This is a genomic window from Actinomadura atramentaria DSM 43919 (assembly GCF_000381885.1).
In the GTDB taxonomy this organism is placed as follows: domain Bacteria; phylum Actinomycetota; class Actinomycetes; order Streptosporangiales; family Streptosporangiaceae; genus Spirillospora; species Spirillospora atramentaria.
Map to the genome: position 1 here is coordinate 1 of NZ_KB907209.1, position 14,431 is coordinate 14,431.

The window sequence follows — 14,431 nt, forward strand, 5'->3', positions numbered from 1 at the left end:
GGGGTGGGCTAGAGGTTTTTGATGGCGGTGGTGAAGTTGGTGTAGGCGGGGCGGGGGATGAGGAGCTTGGGGCCGTCCGGGTTTTTGCTGTCGCGGATGGCCACGGTGCCCGGGGCGTTGGCTACCTCCACGCAGTCGTCGCCCTTTTCGCTGCTGCGGGTCGCCTTGCGCCAGGTCGCGTCGGTCAGGTCCACTTCTCCTCCAACACCTTCCTCATGAAGGCCAGCGAGTCCTCGATGTTGAGGGCGCGGGCCTGGAGCGTCAGGAACGCCTCGCCCACCTTGGCCAGATCGCTCGCCTTGGTCGAGACGACGCCGTCGATGGCCTTGCTCTCGTACAGGACCTCGGAGCGGTCGGGCTGGGTCGCGATCGTGAACGAACTCGTCACGTCGCGGTAGTAGGCGGTCGGGGCGATCTGGAGATGCACCCTATCGTGCCGGGACAGCTCGATCAGGTGCTCGATCTGGGCGCGCATCACCTCCCGCGTGCCGACCTGGCGGTGGAGGACGGACTCGTCCATGATCACGCAGATCAGGGGGCCGTTCTCGCGGTCGATGATCTCCTGCCGCGCCATGCGGTTGCGGACCGCCTGGTCGGTGATGAGCAGGACGCGGGCGTACGCCTCGGTCTGGAACAGGCCGTAGACGCGGTCGGCCACCCACGCGCGGAGGAGGTTGGCGGCGTCCTCGGCGTGGGTGAAGTCGAGGAAGTACTCGGGGTAGCCCGCGTCGGTGAGGAGATTGTCCCACTTCCGGACGATTTTTCCGTCCGCTTCGAGGGCTTTGTCGAGACGTTCCGCGAAATCGCGCCGACAGCGGGTGTCGCCCGCCTCCACCTGGCCGACGTAACTGCGCGAGACATGGACCAGGTCCGCGACCTCCTGCAAGGTCATGTCCGCCGCCTTCCGCATCTGGCGGACGTACGAGCCGAACGACTTGAGAGCCGGGACGATCTTGTGCGCGACCATTGTGGAACCTCCGGGGGGTTGCATTGCAAGCAGGATGCAAGTAGCGCGGAACTGGCATCCTTGCGCTGTGTCACTTGGCTGTCACGCTACGCCGAACGGTGGCTAGATGGAAGGTGTTCGGGGAAATCCGCCGTCAGATCGGAGGGGTTCGGTGATCATTTCAGAACGGTCCGCCCGTCTCACCAGACCAAATGCCATCACACGAGTGCGGGGCGATGTCAAGACCATCGAGCGCGTGTGTGAACGTGTGTTCGATATGGGTCGGGTGCGGGGTGCGGGGCGGGAACTCGTCGGCGTCCTGGCGGGCGCGCGGGCGCGGGCCGCGCGGCGGCTGGGCGGGCTCGGCGGCCTGGAGGGGCGTCGGGCGGGGGAGTTCTGATGGGGGGCACGCGGGGCGGAGCGTCGGTGCCGCCGGGCGGCGGCGCCGGGGGCGGGCGGTGGTTGGAGCCGACCGCTTCCTCGGACGGGACGTGGTCGTGTCGGCTTGTGCGGCCGTTGACTCGGGACGAGGAAGTCGCGGGGCTGTTGTACGTCGTCGTCGCTCGGGACCGCGCCGAACTGGCCGCGCTCATGGCGTTGGAGGACGACAAGGCCGGGCGGTACGTCCGGCGGGGCGGGGCGGCGGCGTACGCGGCGGGGCGGGGGAGCGCCGACCGTGCCGCCGACCGTGTCGCCGATCGTGCCGCCGTCCGGGCCGGGAGCCGCGCCGGGGACGGGCGGGGAGGCGCGGGAGCGCTGGAGGCCGAGCAGAGCCCGTCGCGGGTGCGGGATCTGGAGGCCGAGCGGCTTCATCTCGAGGCGCTGCGCGGCCTTCTTCTCGGGCGGGAGCGGTTCGTGTGCCGCGTTGTGGCGGGGGCCGCGTATCCCGATCCGTATCTGCGGGTCGTGAACCTCGGGTGCGCCCGGCTCGCGGAGGACGTCCGGTGTCGGGCGTCCGGGGGCGGGTTCGTGTTCGTGTGGTCTTGGGGGGATGACATCGGGGCCGTTGACGACCTTCCCGCTGTCGCCGCCGCTGTCGTTCGGGTGTTGTCGCCGGGGGGCTGACGGCGGTGGTGCCGCCTGCTGAGCAGGCTCGGTGGGCCGAGGGCAACGCGCCCGGGTGGGTCGTCGTCTGGGGGTGTTACCGGCGCACCTTTACCGCTTGGGCCTTGTTCACGCGCGAGACGGTCGTCGTCGAGGCCGCGACCGTCGAGGAACTCACGATCGCGATCAGCCGCGCGGAGCGGCGGGTCGAGGAGTCGGCCGGGCCGCCGCCCGGCCGGGGAACGCCGGGTGCGTCCCGTGGAGGGGGCGGGGCGCACCCGGCCGGGACGTCGGGACGCGAACGGCGCGTCCCCGAGGAAGGGAGTGCCGGGTGACACCTCCGCAGCGAGGCCCGCTCGTCGGACGGACGGGCCGGTGAAGCGGATCGGGCGGGAGCCGGTCCCGGAGCTGCTGTCGACGCGGGAGGTCGCCGGGATGTTCGGCGTCAGCCCCGGGACCGTCATCCGGTGGGCGAACGAGGGGCTGCTGCCGGTGATCGCGCTGCCGTCCGGGATGCGCCGCTACCCCGCCGAGCGGATTCGCGCGATGCTCGCGTTTCCCGCCGACGAATGAGCCGGTCCCGCGCTGATCCCCTGGGGTCAGCGCGGGACATTCTCGTCAGTTGAGCTGGACCGGAAGTTCCGTCACTCCGTGGACGATGGAGAGTTTCCGGAATTCCAGCTTCTCCGGGTCCGTGGCCAGGCGGAGGTTCGGATAGCGGGCCGCCAGGTCCGGGAACGCCGCGCGCAGTTCGACCCGGGCCAGTTCCGCGCCCACGCAGCGGTGGATTCCGTAGCCGAAGGCCAGGTGCGGCGAACTCGGCGTGCGCGACGGGTCGAACGCGTTCATGTCCGGCCCGAGGCGCGCGTCGCGGTTCGCGGCGTTCAGCGAGACCACGACGATGTCGCCCTTGCCGATCGTCACGTCCCCGACCTCGGTGTCCGCGCGCGCGAACCGCGGGAACGCCGTCTGGACGACGCTGAGGTGCCGCAGCAGCTCCTCGACCAGCGCCGCCGCGACCGGACCCGGGTCCGCCGCGTCGCGCAGCGCCTCGAAGTGCTCGCGGTCGCGCAGCAGCACCAGCGTCCCGAGCGCGAGCATGCTCGCGGACGACTCCAGGCCGCCGGTCAGGACGCCGTCGGCGAGGCCGATCAGCTCCTCGTCGTCGATCTCGTCGCCGTGGTCGCGGATGATGCCGCCGAGCAGCCCCTCCCCGGGCTTGTCGCGCTGCCGCGCGATGACGCCGCCGAGGTAGTCGTGCGAGTGGGAGATCGCGCCGAACGAGCCGGAGATGCCGCCGAGGACGTCGAACCGGCTCGCGGAGAACTCCTGGAACGCGCCGCGCTCCTCGTACGGGACGCCGAGCAGCTCGCAGATGACGAACGTCGGCACCGGCGTGGCGAAGTGCTCGACGAAGTCCACGACGCCGGTGGTGTCGGCGGCCTCGGACAGCCGCGTCAACTGCTCGGCGACGATCTCGTGGATGCGCGGCTGGATGCGGTTGAGCCGCCGCATCGTGAACTCGGGCGTCAGCAGGCGGCGCAGCCGGGTGTGGTCGGGCGGGTCGCGGAAGCCCAGCCCGCCGGGTTGGTGGTCGGCGTCGAGCCCGGCGGCGGCGGCGAGGTTGGTGAACTCGTTGCTGAACGACTTCACGTCGCTGAGGACCTGCCGGGCCTCCTCGTGGCCGCTGACGAGCCAGACGCGCACGCCCGGGATCGGCAGCCGGGAGACGGGCGCGCGCCCGCGCAGCTCGTCCATTGCGGGCAGCGGGTCGACGCCGTCGCGGCGCAGCGGCAGCAGCGCCGCCTCGGGCAGCGCGGCCAGCGACGCCGGGTCGAGGATGGACCGCTTGTTCTGGAGACGTCGGAGATACCGGCGTACGAGCCGGTTCGTGAGGGCGGAGCGGAGGGACACGTGCGATGACTCGTTTGTGAAGGAACGCAGCCGCGTTCGCCGACGGGGGAGAAGGGGGCGGGTGCGCTGGGGTCGGGTGGGGGCCATGAGCGTTCTCGGGGACGGGCGGGTCGCCGTCGACTCGTCGGCGGTGGGAACCGCGTGGGGCGGATGCGTGCCGTCGAGCGTAGCGAGGTCGGTGCCTGCTTCGCCGGGCGGCATGTTGCTGTACGTCCTATCTGGTCAGACTTATTCTGCGGTATTCGTCACGTTCGGATGGTACGGGGGATCGGCGCGGCGGGGGAGCCGACGCCGCCGGGCGCGCGGGCGGCGGCGCTGCTTCGCCGCGCGGGCGGCGGACGGGCGTCCAAGTCGGCGGGCGGCGGACGGGCCGCGCCACCGGTTCGGCGGCGGGGCCGCCGGGCGTGTCGCCGCCTTCCTCCGCTCCCCGCTCGGGCGATCTCGCGGAAGTTTCTATTACGCGTGTAGTAGCTCGGCTAGGGTTTCGCGGGGTCGGGTCAACGATGCTTATGGGAGGTTTCCGGTGACGTGTTTCTTCGACGCGGCGCACGGTCCGGGCGTGCAGAACGTCCTGTGGACGCCGCAGTGGGGCGCGGCCCGGCACGTCGCGGCGTGCCCGCCGTGCGCGCAGCGGTGGGCGGCGTTCCAGCAGCAGGCCGTCGCGCAGCCGGGGTATCCGCAGCCGTACGGGCAGCCGGGGTACGAGCAGCAGGGCTACGGGCAGCCGGGTTACGGGCAGCCGGGCTACGCGCAGCCGGGTTACGAGCACGACCACGGGCACGGGCACGAGCAGCGGCGGCGCGGCCCCGGCTGGGGCGGCGTCGCGGCGGCGGGCGCGGCGGGCCTGGTCGGCGGCGCGCTGATCAACGAGATGCTGGACGACGACGAGCCGCAGCAGATCGTCAACGTCACCAACGTCGAGTACGAGTTCAACGACTTCACCGAGGACGACGACTTCTAGCGCCGGGGACGGCGTCGTCACGGCACCGCGCCGCCGTGACGACGCCGGGTCACGGATGTAGAACGGTCATCCACATCGGCTCGGCGCGGCGGTCCGCCGCGTCCAGCGCCGCCGTGATCTCCGCGAGCGGGTACCGGTGGGTGACCAGCTCGTCGGCCCGGACCTCGCCGCGCCCGAGGATGTCCAGGACGGCGTCGGTGTCGGAGCGGGTGCAGCCGCGCGTGCCGACGATCCGCCAGCAGTTGCGCATGACCACGCGGATCGGGAACGGCAGCGTCTCGGTGTTGCCGCCCATGTGGACGAACGTCCCGCCGGTCGCCAGCGAGGCGGCGGCCTGGGCGGTGCCCGGACCCTGCGGGAGGTAGTCCACGACGGCGTCGGGGCCGTCCGGGACCAGGTCGCGCAGGCGGCGCGTCAGGCCGTCCCTGGCGGCCCAGTCGCGGCCGAGGTCGTCCAGCGCGACGGTCTCGACGGGCAGCGGGCCCGCGAGCGGCGCGACGGCGGCGAGCCGGTCGGCGGAGCGCGCGACGAGGACCAGGCGGTCCGCGCCGAAGAACCGCGCGAGCGCGGCCGTGGCGGTGCCCATCGTGCCCGTCGCGGCCGTGACGACCAGCGTCCCGCCGCCGCCGAGCGCCGCGCCCTTGAGCGCGCGGACGGCGTTGGCGAAGTCGTGGACCTTCGCGCCGACCTCGAAGCCGACCGCGTCCGGCAGCGCGTCCACCTGCGCGGCCGGGACGCGGACGAACTCGGCGAACCCCCCGTCGTGGTACCGCGCGTACAGCTCCGACGCGTCCCCGTGCCCGCCGCTGCCGATCATCGCGGCGCGCGGGCACATCTGCTCGCGGTCGGTGCGGCAGGACCGGCACGCGCCGCACGACAGCATCGGGTGGACGCGGACGCGCGCCCCGACGAGCGCCGGGTTCGCGCCGGGGCCGACCGCCTCGACCGTCCCGGCGATCTCGTGGCCCGGCGTCGCCGGGAGGTGCCCGAACGCGCCGCGCCGCAGGTGCTTGAGGATCACCGGGGTGAGCCCGGCGGCGGCGACGCGCACCAGCACGTCGCCGGGGCCGGGCTCGGGCACCGGAATCCGCTCGACCCGCAGCTCCCCCGAGGTGTCGTGGGCGCGGACGGCGGTCATCAGCGTCATCGGAGCGTTCCGATCTTCGCCCGCAGCTCGGCGACCTCGGCCGCCGAGGACGGGCGCGCGGTCTTCGTCGCGTCCGAGATGCGCGGGACGGCGCGGTCGCAGACGACGCGGATGTGCGCGCTCGGCTCGCCGTGCAGGCTCGTGAACGCCAGGCCGCGCGGCACGCACAGGAAGTCGCCGGGCTCCACGTCCAGCGTCCCGCGCTGCGTGACGAGGGTGCGCCGGCCGCTGATCTGGTACTGGATCTCGTGCGCGTCGCGGTGGCGCAGGTAGACGCGGCCGTCGTCGGCGGCGGCGTACGTCCGGCCGATGAGGATGTTCGGCGAGCGGTACAGCCACGTGGTGCCGGGCTCGTCGGCGGGGCGGACGAGCCGGATGCGCTCGCCGGAGTGCTGCGCCTTGGCGAGCAGCAGCCGCTCGTCGGCGCGGGCCATGACGACGTCGTGGCCCCGGCCGCCCAGCTCGTCGGTGACCATCTCGTTCGTGATGCCCGGCTTGAAGCCCGGGTACGGGGTCTCGGTGTACTCGGCGGTGCGCGTCGGCGGCAGCAGCTCCTCGACGCCCGCGGGGACGTAGAACAGGATGTGGATGTCCTCGCGCAGGCCGTAGTTGTCGTGCGCGACGCCGACCGGGATGTTCGAGAAGTCGCCGGGGCTGTGGACGATCGAGCCGTTCTCGGTCATCAGCGTGCGCTCGCCGTAGACCTGGAACGACATCTCGTCCACGTCGGTGTTGCGGTGGTAGAAGCCCTGGCGGTGCTCGTTGCCCATCGTCTGCCACTCAAGGCGCAGGACCTCGCCCTCGTAGACGCCGCGCGGGGAGGTCAGGGGCTGCTCGACGTACTCGGGGTTGAAGTACACCGCCTCGACCATCGGGTGGTCGCGGAGCTGCTGGCGGCCCGGCGCGGGCTCGGCGAGGAGCAGTTCCTCGTCGCGCTCCAGGACGATCGGCGCGCGGTCGAAGGGGAACGAGCCGAAGTGCTCGTGGACGATTCCCATGTCAGTCCTCCTGGTCGAGGTAACCGTGGTCGCGGTAGTAAGCAGCCGCGCCGGGGTGCAGCGGGACGGGCGGCTCGTGGCACAGGTCCCGCAGGTCCACCGGGCTCGTCATCGCGGCGGTGGGGCCGGTGAAGCGGCCGGAGATGTGGGCCTTCTGCTCGTCGATGGAGCGGACGACCTCGTAGACGACCTCGTCGGGCAGGTCCTCGCGGCAGTACATGGCCCAGCCCGAGAAGTCGACGGTCGGGACGTCCTCGGCGACGCCGCGCAGCCGCCCGGCGCGCAGCGCGCCCGACTTGGTGCCGTGCTCGGCGAGACGGTCGAGGACGGCCCGGTCGATGGGCAGGTACGTCAGGTCGTACTCGGTGCTGAGGCGCTTCCACCGCCAGGTCATGACGGCCTCGTCGCAGACGACGTCGAAGGACGGGTCGGCCGGGACCGAGTCGGGCAGGTTGGGGTAGCGGGGGCGGTCCGCGAGGATCGCGCCGCCCCAGCTCTCGACGTCCTCGCGGGAGAAGCCGTACTCGGCGAAGATCGCGTCCAGGACGACGGCGGCGGGGTGGCCGGACTCGCGCGTCGGCATGGAGATCTTCAGCGGCGCGCGGCGCTCGGCGATGTCGCGCAGCGAGGTGATGCCGGACTCCTTGCGGGCGGCGATGACGAGCTGGTCGTCGTGCGCGAACGTCGCGATGGAGCGCAGCGGCAGCGGCCGGTCCACGATCTCGCGGCCCTCGACGGCGAGCGCGAGATGCCAGGCCGGGGTGACGATGCCGACGTGGTACTCGCCGTCCGCGACCAGCTCGGGGCCGCGCAGCGCCAGCGCGGCGTGCGGGGTGCCGGTGATCGCGGCGGCGGTGGAGCCGGGCGGCAGGCCGTGCAGCCCGTGGGCCACCAGGCCGCCCACGTTCATCCAGTTGCCGCCCGGGCACAGGATGCGCAGATCGACGGGTTTCATGGGCTCTCCTCGGTCGGGGACTGGGCTAGGCGTTCGTGCAGGTCACGGGCGGCGGCGGCCATGCCGTTCGGGACACCGAGGGTATGCAGCATCTCGGCCGCCGCCGCCATCTCGTCGGCGCGGCGGCGCGCGTGCCGGTGGGTCCCGGTGACGACGCGGTCGAGGGTGGCGGCGTCCGCGCGGGCCAGTTCGGCGGCGATGTCGGCGCGCAGCGTCGCCTCGTGGCCCGCCGCGCGCGCCGCCGCCAGCGCCTCGACGATCGCGGCGGACATGCCCTTGAAGAACACGCTGCGCAGCAGCTTGCGGGTCGCGGCGAGCCCGGCCGGGCCGGGCAGCTCCTCGACGGACGCGCCGAGCGAGCGCAGCACGCGCGAGGCCGCCGCCGCGCCGTCGCCGCTGGCCAGCATCGGCACCCGCAGGCCCCGGCCGGGGACCGGGGCCATGATGGCGACGTCGGCGAACGGCGAGCCGTGGTCGCGGGCGAGCGCGGCGAGGCGCTCCTTCTTCTCCGGCGACGCGGTGTTGAGGTCGGCCCAGACCGCGCCGGGGCCGAGCGCGCCGATCCCGGCGCGCAGCGCGTCCTCGGCGGCGGCGGACAGGTTGACGCTGAGGACCAGGTCCGCGCCGGTCGCGGCGTCGGCCTCGTCGCGGGCCCGCCGGATTCCGCCGGACGCGGGGACGGCGGGGTCGTAGCCTCGGACGTCCGCGCCGGCCGCGGCGAGGTCGGCGGCGAACGCGCCGCCCGCCTCCCCGAGGCCGAGGACGGCGACGACCGGGCGGGGGTTCTCCGTCACGCGGCACCTCCGGTAAGGTTGTGAACAAAATTGTTCACAAAAGGCGGTGGGACGTGGCGGACCAGCCGGTCGCGGAACTGATCCGCGAGGCGATCATCCGGGGCGAGTTCGCGCCCGACCAGCGGCTGGTCGAGGCCGACCTGTCCGCGCGGTTCGGCGCGCCGCGCGCCGCCGTGCGGTCCGCGCTGGTCGAGCTGACCGGCGAGGGCCTGGTCGAGCGGGTCGCCAACCGGGGCGCGCGGGTCCGCGCGGTGTCCCTGGCCGAGGCCGTCGAGATCTGCGAGGTCCGCATGGTCGTCGAGGGGCTTTGCGCGGCGAAGGCCGCCGAGCGGATCGACGCCGACCAGCGGGCCGAACTGCGGGCGCTCGGGGACGCCATGCGGCGCGAGGTCGCCGCGTCCGACCTGATCGGGTACTCGCGGTCCAACCACCTGCTGCACCTGCGCGTCCGGGAGATCGGCGGGCAGGGGACGGCGGCGGCGGTGCTGGAGCGGCTGCGCGCGCAGAACGTCCGGCACCGGTTCCGGCTCGCCATGCAGCCGGGCCGCCCGGCGGTCGGGCTGCCCGAGCACCTGGCGATCATCGACGCGGTGTGCGGCGGCGACCCGGCGGCGGCCGAGGCCGCGATGCGCGCGCACCTCGCGAGCGTCATCGCGGCGCTGACGGAGATCGGCGACGACCCCGGCCTGCGGCTGGTGTAGCGCGGTCACGCGTCCCCCAGCGGGACCGGCGGCGTGCCGTGCGTGTGGAACGACTCGATCGTCTGGAGGCCCCACGCCTGGCCCTTGGCGCGCTCGGCCTCGGTCCAGGTGATCGTCCGCCAGTCCGGCGCGAGGACGAGCCGCGTGCCCGGGTTGCACAGCTCGATCCGGTTACCGCCCGGCTCGTAGACGTACAGGAAGAACGTCTGCTGGATGGCGTGCTTGTGCGGGCCCGTCTCGATGAAGACGCCCTTGTCCAGGAAGATGTCGGCGGCGCGGAGGATGTCCTCGCGGGTGTCGGCGGCGAACGCGATGTGGTGCAGGCGGCCGTGCGAGCCCGTGCGGTCGCGCGTGTAGACGAGGTCGTAGGACTTGTTGGTGAAGGTGAGCCAGCGGCCCGCGATCGTCCCGTCGTCGAGGCGGATCTGCTCGGTGGGGCGCGCGCCGAGGACGTCGCGCAGGAACTCGGTGCTGCCCTCGACCTCGGCGGCGAGGAAGTTGACGTGGTCCAGGCGGCGCACGCACACGCCCCGGCCCGGGTACGCCTGCGCCTGGTTCTTCAGCGACGGCTTCAGCTCCGGGGGCGCGTCGTACCACTCGCTCTCCCAGTAGATCTCCAGCTCGTGGCCGTCGGGGTCGCGGAAGACGTACGTCGGGCCGAGTCCGGGGTCGCCGTCGCGCCAGCCGACGCCGAGTCCGGCCGCCTCGATCGCCCGGACGCGGCGCTCCAGCGCGGCGGCGCTCGACGCGCGCAGGCCCGTCCGCCTGATCCCGGACGTGCTGTGCGCGGTGAGCTTGAGGGTGTGGTGCTCGTAGTCGTCCCACGTGCGCAGGTAGACCGAGTCGCCGTCCGACCCGTTCTCGGTCAGGCCCATCACCTCGGTGAAGAACCACAGGCTCTTCTCCGGCTCGGGCGTCAGCAGCTCCACGTGCGCGACGTGGGCGATCTCGTGCGTGTGCTCGTCGGTCACGGGGTCCTCCGGGGGCGGGGCGGCCCCGCGAAAACGGCGCCGTCGAAGAGCTTGCGGGCGGTGCGGACGACGCTGGAGCGCAGCACGCGCACCGCGCCGTCCGGGCCGGGGTCGGCCAGGTCCACTTCCACCTGGAGGACGCCCGTGGGGTGCTCGACGTCGAACGGCGCGCCGGGCGGCGGCAGCTCCGCCAGCCCGCGGCCGACCGCGCCGGGCAGCAGCAGCGCCGTCGCGACGCTCACCGCGCCGAGCACGCCGATCGCGTCGTGCGGGCGGACGGGGATGAACGTGCGGGTGCAGACCGTCCCGCCCGCGCGCGGCGGCGCGAGCAGCGTCGTCTTCGGGACGGACGCGTCCGCGACGTCCCCGAGGCCCATCAGGTGTCCGGCGCGGAGCCGGAGCGCCTGCACGCGGTCGCGGACGGCGGCGAGTTCGGCCGGGGACTCGTAGCCGGTCAGGCCGAACGACGACGCCTCCGCGACGACGACCGGCATGCCGTTGTCCACGCACGTCACGGCGATCCCGTCGATCTCGTCGCGGACCCGGCCGGTCGGCAGCAGGCCGCCGCCCGCCGAGCCCTCGGTCCCGGCGAAGTCCAGGACGATCCGCGCGGCCGTCCCGGGCACGCCGGAGACGGCCGTCGCGCCCGCGTACTCGACGCGGCCGCCCGGCGTCGGGAACCGCGCGGTCGCGACGCTGCCGGAGTTGAGCATCCTGATCCGCACGGACGTCTCGCCGTCCGCCGCCGCGACCAGGCCGCGCTCGACCGCGAACGGGCCGACCCCGGCGAGCAGGTTGCCGCAGTTCTGGCGGTCCGAGACGGTCGGCTCGTCCACGCCGACCTGGAGGAACAGGTAGTCCACGTCCGCGCCGGGCGCGGCGGCCGGGGAGACGACGGCGACCTTGCTGGTCAGCGGGTGCGCGCCGCCGATCCCGTCGATCTGGCGGGGGTCGGGCGTGCCCATGATCCGCAGCAGCAGGTCGTCGCGCTCGGCCGGGTCGGCGGGCAGGTCGTCCGCCAGGAAGTACGCGCCCTTGGACGTGCCGCCGCGCATCAGCATGCAGGGGACGCCGGTCATGTCGGCTCCCCTGAGCGGCGGGCGTACTCGTCGGCGGTGACGTACTCGATGCCGAAGTCCGGGAGGCGTTCGCGCAGGCCGTAGCGGTCCAGGCCGAGCTCGCCCGCGCGGAAGGCGGCGCGGGACGCCTCTTCCTTGTCGACGCGGGCCTGCGCGGCGGTCACGGCGGTGCGGACGGTCTCGCGGGGGACGCACAGCACGCCGTCGTCGTCCGCGACGATCGCGTCGCCCGGCCGCACCGCGCGCCCGGCCACGACGACCGGCACGTTCACCGAACCGCCGGTGGCCTTCACGCTGCCCTGCGCGCTGACGGCCGCCGACCACACCGGGAAGCCCATCTCGTGCAGCTCCGCGACGTCGCGGACGCCCGCGTCGGTGATCAGGCCGCGCACGCCCCGGCGCTGGAGCGCGGTGGCGAACAGCTCGCCGAACAGGCCGTCGGTGGACGGCGAGTTCGTCGTGACGACCAGGACGTCGCCGGGGCGGCACTGCTCGACCGCCACGTGGATCATCAGGTTGTCGCCGGGCCAGCACAGGACCGTCACGGCCGTCCCGCCGATCCGCGAACCCAGGTGGACCGGGCGGACGCGCGGGTCCAGCAGCCCGGTGCGGCCGATCGCCTCGTGGACGGTCGCCACGCCGAACCCCGCGAGCGCGTCCACGGCCGCCGCGTCGGCGCGCGGCGGGTCGGTGACGACGACGTTCCTCACGACAGCTCCCCGGTGACCTGCGGGTACAGCCGGACGAACGCCTCGCCCATCGTCGCGTGCGGCAGACCCAGGTTCGGCCCGGCGTTGCGCTTGAGCTGCACGCCGCGCCGCCGCGCGAGGTCGGTGTAGTAGTCCCACATGTGCTGCTGCGCGGGCAGGCACTCCATCGCGGCGCGCTTGCGGTCGAAGACGGACGTGATGTCCAGCAGCACGTCCGGCCGGAAGTCGCACTGCTCGGGCTGGTGCGGCTCGAAGAAGAACACCGGCGGCGCGCCGAGCGGCTCGCCGGGGGCGTCGTAGCCGATCGCCTGCGCGAGGACGCGCGCCTGGAGCGCCATGCGGGCGGCGGCGGGGTGGTCGCCGTTGTACGGGTCGGTCAGCGTGTGGGTGAGGACGACGTCCGGGTCGAACGCGCGGTACACGCGGACGATGCGGTCCACCAGCTCGGGCGTCTCGCGCAGCGGGTAGTCCCCGGCGTCCAGGAACTCGATCTCCGCGCCGAGCGCGGCGGCGGCGCTCTCGGCCTCCGCGCGGCGCAGGGCCTTGATCTCGTCCAGGCCGCGGCCCTCGCGCCAGGCGCGGGCGGACTCGCCGCGCTCGCCGTAGCTCAGGCACAGGACCTTCGCGCGCTCGCCGCGCTCGGCGGCCAGCGCGATGGCGCCGCCCGCGCGCCAGACGAAGTCGCCCGCGTGGGCGCTGATCACCAGCAGGGAGCGGGCGGACGCGTTCGTCGTGGTGTCCATCTGCACCTCTCTGTTCTCGGTCGGCTGCCGGTGATCCTGTAACTTGTGAGCGAGATTGTCAACAATCTTGTATGTGATCCGGCTGAGCGGTTAGAGTCTCGAATGTTAGGACGTCTGTTTTCTATCACAGGACACTCTACGTGCCTAGGGACGCGAAAAGGCGGACGCGCCCGGGTTGGGGCACGTCCGCCGGATCGGTGGAGCGTCAGGTCAGGGGAGCCAGAGCACCAGGTCCTCGGTGTCGTTGTTCGACCACGGCTCCTCGTAGCCGCTGCGCGGGCCGACGACGTGCGCCGTGTGGCGGTCGGTATCCACGAGCACGACGCGCCAGCGGGTGTTGTTCACCCACGACGAGACGTTGTTCGCGGCCGTGCGCCCGGACATCGGGAGCCGGGACAGCTCGACCGGGTAGCCCGGCCGGACGGCGTACGCCGGGCCGGACCGGCCGTAGTCCCGGTAGAGGCACAGGACCGCGCGCGGGCACGGCCGGCTGTCGGCCAGCCGCACGACGCCGTGCGGGAGCGGCCGGGCCGGGCTCGCCGACGCGGCGGCCGGGAGGGCGCCGAGGGCGAGGGCTCCGGCGGCGGTCGCCGTCACGGCGCGCAGGGGGTGGGAGAGACGCATGCTGCCTCCACGGGCTGTCGGTTCATGGCGCCCCTACGCTCTCGTAACCGAAAGAAACGATTCAATCGCCCTATGTGGTTATTGGTCTTCCCGTGGTGGTTCGGGCGGGGTTCAGGCGGGAGGAACCCGGACCGCGTAGAAGGTCGGGCGGCGCCGCAGCGTCAGGCCCAGCGCCTCGTACAGGGCGATGGCGCCCGTGTTGTCGGCGGCGGCGTGGAGGAACGGGCGCTCGCCGCGCTCGCGGACCCCCGCGACGACCGTCCGGATCAGGCGCGTCGCCAGGCCGCGGCCGCGGTGGCCGGGGTCGGTGCAGACGGCGCTGATCTCCGTCCAGCCGGGCGGGCGCAGCCGCTCGCCCGCCATCGCGACCAGCCTGCCGTCCTCGCGCAGGCCGAAGTAGTTCCCGAGTTCGACGGTGCGCTGGAGGAACGGTCCAGGGCGGGTGCGCTCGACCAGGTCCAGGATCTCGGGGACGTCGGCGGCGGTCAGGCGGACGGCCTCGGGGTCGGCCGCGCCCTCGATCCCGTCGTCGGTGAGCTGGACGCCGGGCAGGTCCAGCTCCGTCGTCCAGCCGTCCGGGGGCGCGGCCGGCGCGGTGAGCAGGACGAAGCCGCCCGGGCCCGCGAGCGCGGCGACGTCCGCCCAGTCCGCCGGGCCCGGATCGGCCGGGAGCGAGTAGAACGGGCACACGTCCGCCTGGTAGCGCACGACCGCGCCGCGCCGCTCGGCGAACCGGGCGTGCGGGCCGGTGAGGGCGGCGCGGACCGGGTCGTCCAGGACGCGGGCCGGGTCCGCGGGATCGTCGGGGGCGGTGGGCGCGAACGCCTCGGACATCGGTCCTCCT

General features: G+C 73.6%; 19 protein-coding genes. 6 read left to right on the forward strand and 13 right to left on the reverse strand.

The window, feature by feature from the left end; translation table 11 throughout:
- Positions 1-8: 8 nt before the first annotated feature.
- Both G339_RS0103920 and G339_RS0103925 read right to left on the reverse strand, forming a co-directional pair.
- A complete protein-coding gene (locus G339_RS0103920) occupies positions 9-194 on the reverse strand; it encodes a DUF397 domain-containing protein (RefSeq protein ID WP_019629772.1) in 186 nt (61 codons plus the stop codon).
- Positions 185-967, reverse strand: coding sequence for a helix-turn-helix domain-containing protein (locus tag G339_RS0103925; protein WP_019629773.1), 783 nt, complete (start codon positions 965-967; stop codon positions 185-187). Before G339_RS0103925 ends, G339_RS0103920 begins: the two co-directional genes overlap by 10 nt.
- 256 nt (positions 968-1,223) lie before the next feature.
- On the opposite strand from G339_RS0103925, the gene G339_RS40800 reads away from it, so the two are divergent.
- The 4 genes from G339_RS40800 to G339_RS0103945 all read left to right on the forward strand — a co-directional run bounded on the left by G339_RS40800 (position 1,224) and on the right by G339_RS0103945 (position 2,563).
- Positions 1,224-1,346 carry a hypothetical protein gene (locus G339_RS40800; protein ID WP_276203758.1) on the forward strand — a complete coding sequence of 41 codons (123 nt, stop codon included), beginning with the start codon at positions 1,224-1,226 and terminating at the stop codon, positions 1,344-1,346.
- 62 nt (positions 1,347-1,408) lie between these two features.
- On the forward strand, positions 1,409-2,011 hold the full coding sequence (locus G339_RS32475) for a hypothetical protein (protein ID WP_157407340.1): 603 nt from the start codon (positions 1,409-1,411) through the stop codon (positions 2,009-2,011).
- Between the two features lie 104 nt (positions 2,012-2,115).
- Complete coding sequence (locus tag G339_RS0103940) at positions 2,116-2,325, forward strand: hypothetical protein (protein ID WP_019629776.1); 210 nt, start codon at positions 2,116-2,118, stop codon at positions 2,323-2,325.
- Positions 2,326-2,365: 40 nt separating this feature from the next.
- Positions 2,366-2,563: a helix-turn-helix domain-containing protein gene (locus tag G339_RS0103945; RefSeq protein WP_019629777.1), complete on the forward strand. Its 198-nt coding sequence runs from the start codon at positions 2,366-2,368 to the stop codon at positions 2,561-2,563.
- Between the two features lie 45 nt (positions 2,564-2,608).
- Here the strand turns inward: G339_RS0103945 and G339_RS0103950 are convergent, their stop codons facing one another.
- Positions 2,609-3,904, reverse strand: a complete 1,296-nt coding sequence (locus G339_RS0103950; RefSeq protein WP_019629778.1) for a cytochrome P450 — start codon at positions 3,902-3,904, stop codon at positions 2,609-2,611.
- Positions 3,905-4,427: 523 nt separating this feature from the next.
- Between G339_RS0103950 and G339_RS40805 the strand changes: the two genes are divergently transcribed.
- The gene (locus tag G339_RS40805; protein ID WP_026341107.1) at positions 4,428-4,865 is read left to right on the forward strand and encodes a hypothetical protein; all 438 of its coding nucleotides are present in this window, start codon (positions 4,428-4,430) and stop codon (positions 4,863-4,865) included.
- A gap of 49 nt (positions 4,866-4,914) precedes the next feature.
- Here G339_RS40805 and G339_RS0103960 read toward each other — a convergent pair whose 3' ends face one another.
- Genes G339_RS0103960 through G339_RS0103975 form a run of 4 tightly spaced genes read right to left on the reverse strand, consistent with a single transcriptional unit; the run spans position 4,915 to position 8,759 of the window.
- Positions 4,915-6,012: an alcohol dehydrogenase catalytic domain-containing protein gene (locus tag G339_RS0103960; RefSeq protein WP_019629779.1), complete on the reverse strand. Its 1,098-nt coding sequence runs from the start codon at positions 6,010-6,012 to the stop codon at positions 4,915-4,917.
- Entirely contained in the window at positions 6,009-7,010 is a 1,002-nt protein-coding gene (locus G339_RS0103965; protein WP_019629780.1) for a hypothetical protein, read from the reverse strand. The genes G339_RS0103960 and G339_RS0103965 overlap by 4 nt, the downstream gene beginning before the upstream one ends.
- A 1-nt stretch (position 7,011) precedes the next feature.
- Positions 7,012-7,965 carry a TAXI family TRAP transporter solute-binding subunit gene (locus tag G339_RS0103970; protein ID WP_019629781.1) on the reverse strand — a complete coding sequence of 318 codons (954 nt, stop codon included), beginning with the start codon at positions 7,963-7,965 and terminating at the stop codon, positions 7,012-7,014.
- Positions 7,962-8,759: a DUF1932 domain-containing protein gene (locus G339_RS0103975; protein ID WP_019629782.1), complete on the reverse strand. Its 798-nt coding sequence runs from the start codon at positions 8,757-8,759 to the stop codon at positions 7,962-7,964. Before G339_RS0103975 ends, G339_RS0103970 begins: the two co-directional genes overlap by 4 nt.
- 53 nt (positions 8,760-8,812) lie before the next feature.
- On the opposite strand from G339_RS0103975, the gene G339_RS0103980 reads away from it, so the two are divergent.
- A complete protein-coding gene (locus G339_RS0103980) occupies positions 8,813-9,460 on the forward strand; it encodes a GntR family transcriptional regulator (RefSeq protein ID WP_019629783.1) in 648 nt (215 codons plus the stop codon).
- 5 nt (positions 9,461-9,465) lie between these two features.
- On the opposite strand, the gene G339_RS0103985 is transcribed toward G339_RS0103980, so the two are convergent.
- The 6 genes from G339_RS0103985 to G339_RS0104010 all read right to left on the reverse strand — a co-directional run bounded on the left by G339_RS0103985 (position 9,466) and on the right by G339_RS0104010 (position 14,421).
- Positions 9,466-10,431 carry a catechol 2,3-dioxygenase gene (locus tag G339_RS0103985; protein ID WP_019629784.1) on the reverse strand — a complete coding sequence of 322 codons (966 nt, stop codon included), beginning with the start codon at positions 10,429-10,431 and terminating at the stop codon, positions 9,466-9,468.
- Positions 10,428-11,510: a 4-oxalomesaconate tautomerase gene (locus G339_RS0103990; RefSeq protein WP_019629785.1), complete on the reverse strand. Its 1,083-nt coding sequence runs from the start codon at positions 11,508-11,510 to the stop codon at positions 10,428-10,430. The genes G339_RS0103985 and G339_RS0103990 overlap by 4 nt, the downstream gene beginning before the upstream one ends.
- Positions 11,507-12,220, reverse strand: a complete 714-nt coding sequence (locus G339_RS0103995) for a 4-carboxy-4-hydroxy-2-oxoadipate aldolase/oxaloacetate decarboxylase (protein WP_019629786.1) — start codon at positions 12,218-12,220, stop codon at positions 11,507-11,509. The genes G339_RS0103990 and G339_RS0103995 overlap by 4 nt, the downstream gene beginning before the upstream one ends.
- The gene (locus G339_RS0104000; RefSeq protein WP_026341108.1) at positions 12,217-12,963 is read right to left on the reverse strand and encodes a PIG-L deacetylase family protein; all 747 of its coding nucleotides are present in this window, start codon (positions 12,961-12,963) and stop codon (positions 12,217-12,219) included. The genes G339_RS0103995 and G339_RS0104000 overlap by 4 nt, the downstream gene beginning before the upstream one ends.
- A gap of 210 nt (positions 12,964-13,173) precedes the next feature.
- Positions 13,174-13,587, reverse strand: coding sequence for a peptidase inhibitor family I36 protein (locus G339_RS0104005; protein WP_019629788.1), 414 nt, complete (start codon positions 13,585-13,587; stop codon positions 13,174-13,176).
- Positions 13,588-13,698: 111 nt separating this feature from the next.
- Positions 13,699-14,421 (reverse strand): GNAT family N-acetyltransferase, encoded by a 723-nt coding sequence (locus tag G339_RS0104010; RefSeq protein WP_019629789.1) that lies wholly within the window; start codon positions 14,419-14,421, stop codon positions 13,699-13,701.
- Positions 14,422-14,431 lie beyond the last annotated feature (10 nt).

What these genes read in the sequence shown, in the direction of transcription:
- G339_RS0103970 (WP_019629781.1), bottom strand. Translation starts at nt 7,965, where the DNA reads ATGAAACCCGTCGATCTGCGCATCCTGTGCCCGGGCGGCAACTGGATG.
- G339_RS0103965 (WP_019629780.1), bottom strand. Translation starts at nt 7,010, where the DNA reads ATGGGAATCGTCCACGAGCACTTCGGCTCGTTCCCCTTCGACCGCGCG.
- G339_RS0103925 (WP_019629773.1), bottom strand. Translation starts at nt 967, where the DNA reads ATGGTCGCGCACAAGATCGTCCCGGCTCTCAAGTCGTTCGGCTCGTAC.
- G339_RS0104005 (WP_019629788.1), bottom strand. Translation starts at nt 13,587, where the DNA reads ATGCGTCTCTCCCACCCCCTGCGCGCCGTGACGGCGACCGCCGCCGGA.
- G339_RS0103990 (WP_019629785.1), bottom strand. Translation starts at nt 11,510, where the DNA reads ATGACCGGCGTCCCCTGCATGCTGATGCGCGGCGGCACGTCCAAGGGC.
- G339_RS0103960 (WP_019629779.1), bottom strand. Translation starts at nt 6,012, where the DNA reads ATGACGCTGATGACCGCCGTCCGCGCCCACGACACCTCGGGGGAGCTG.
- G339_RS0104010 (WP_019629789.1), bottom strand. Translation starts at nt 14,421, where the DNA reads ATGTCCGAGGCGTTCGCGCCCACCGCCCCCGACGATCCCGCGGACCCG.
- G339_RS40800 (WP_276203758.1), top strand. Translation starts at nt 1,224, where the DNA reads ATGGGTCGGGTGCGGGGTGCGGGGCGGGAACTCGTCGGCGTCCTGGCG.
- G339_RS0104000 (WP_026341108.1), bottom strand. Translation starts at nt 12,963, where the DNA reads ATGGACACCACGACGAACGCGTCCGCCCGCTCCCTGCTGGTGATCAGC.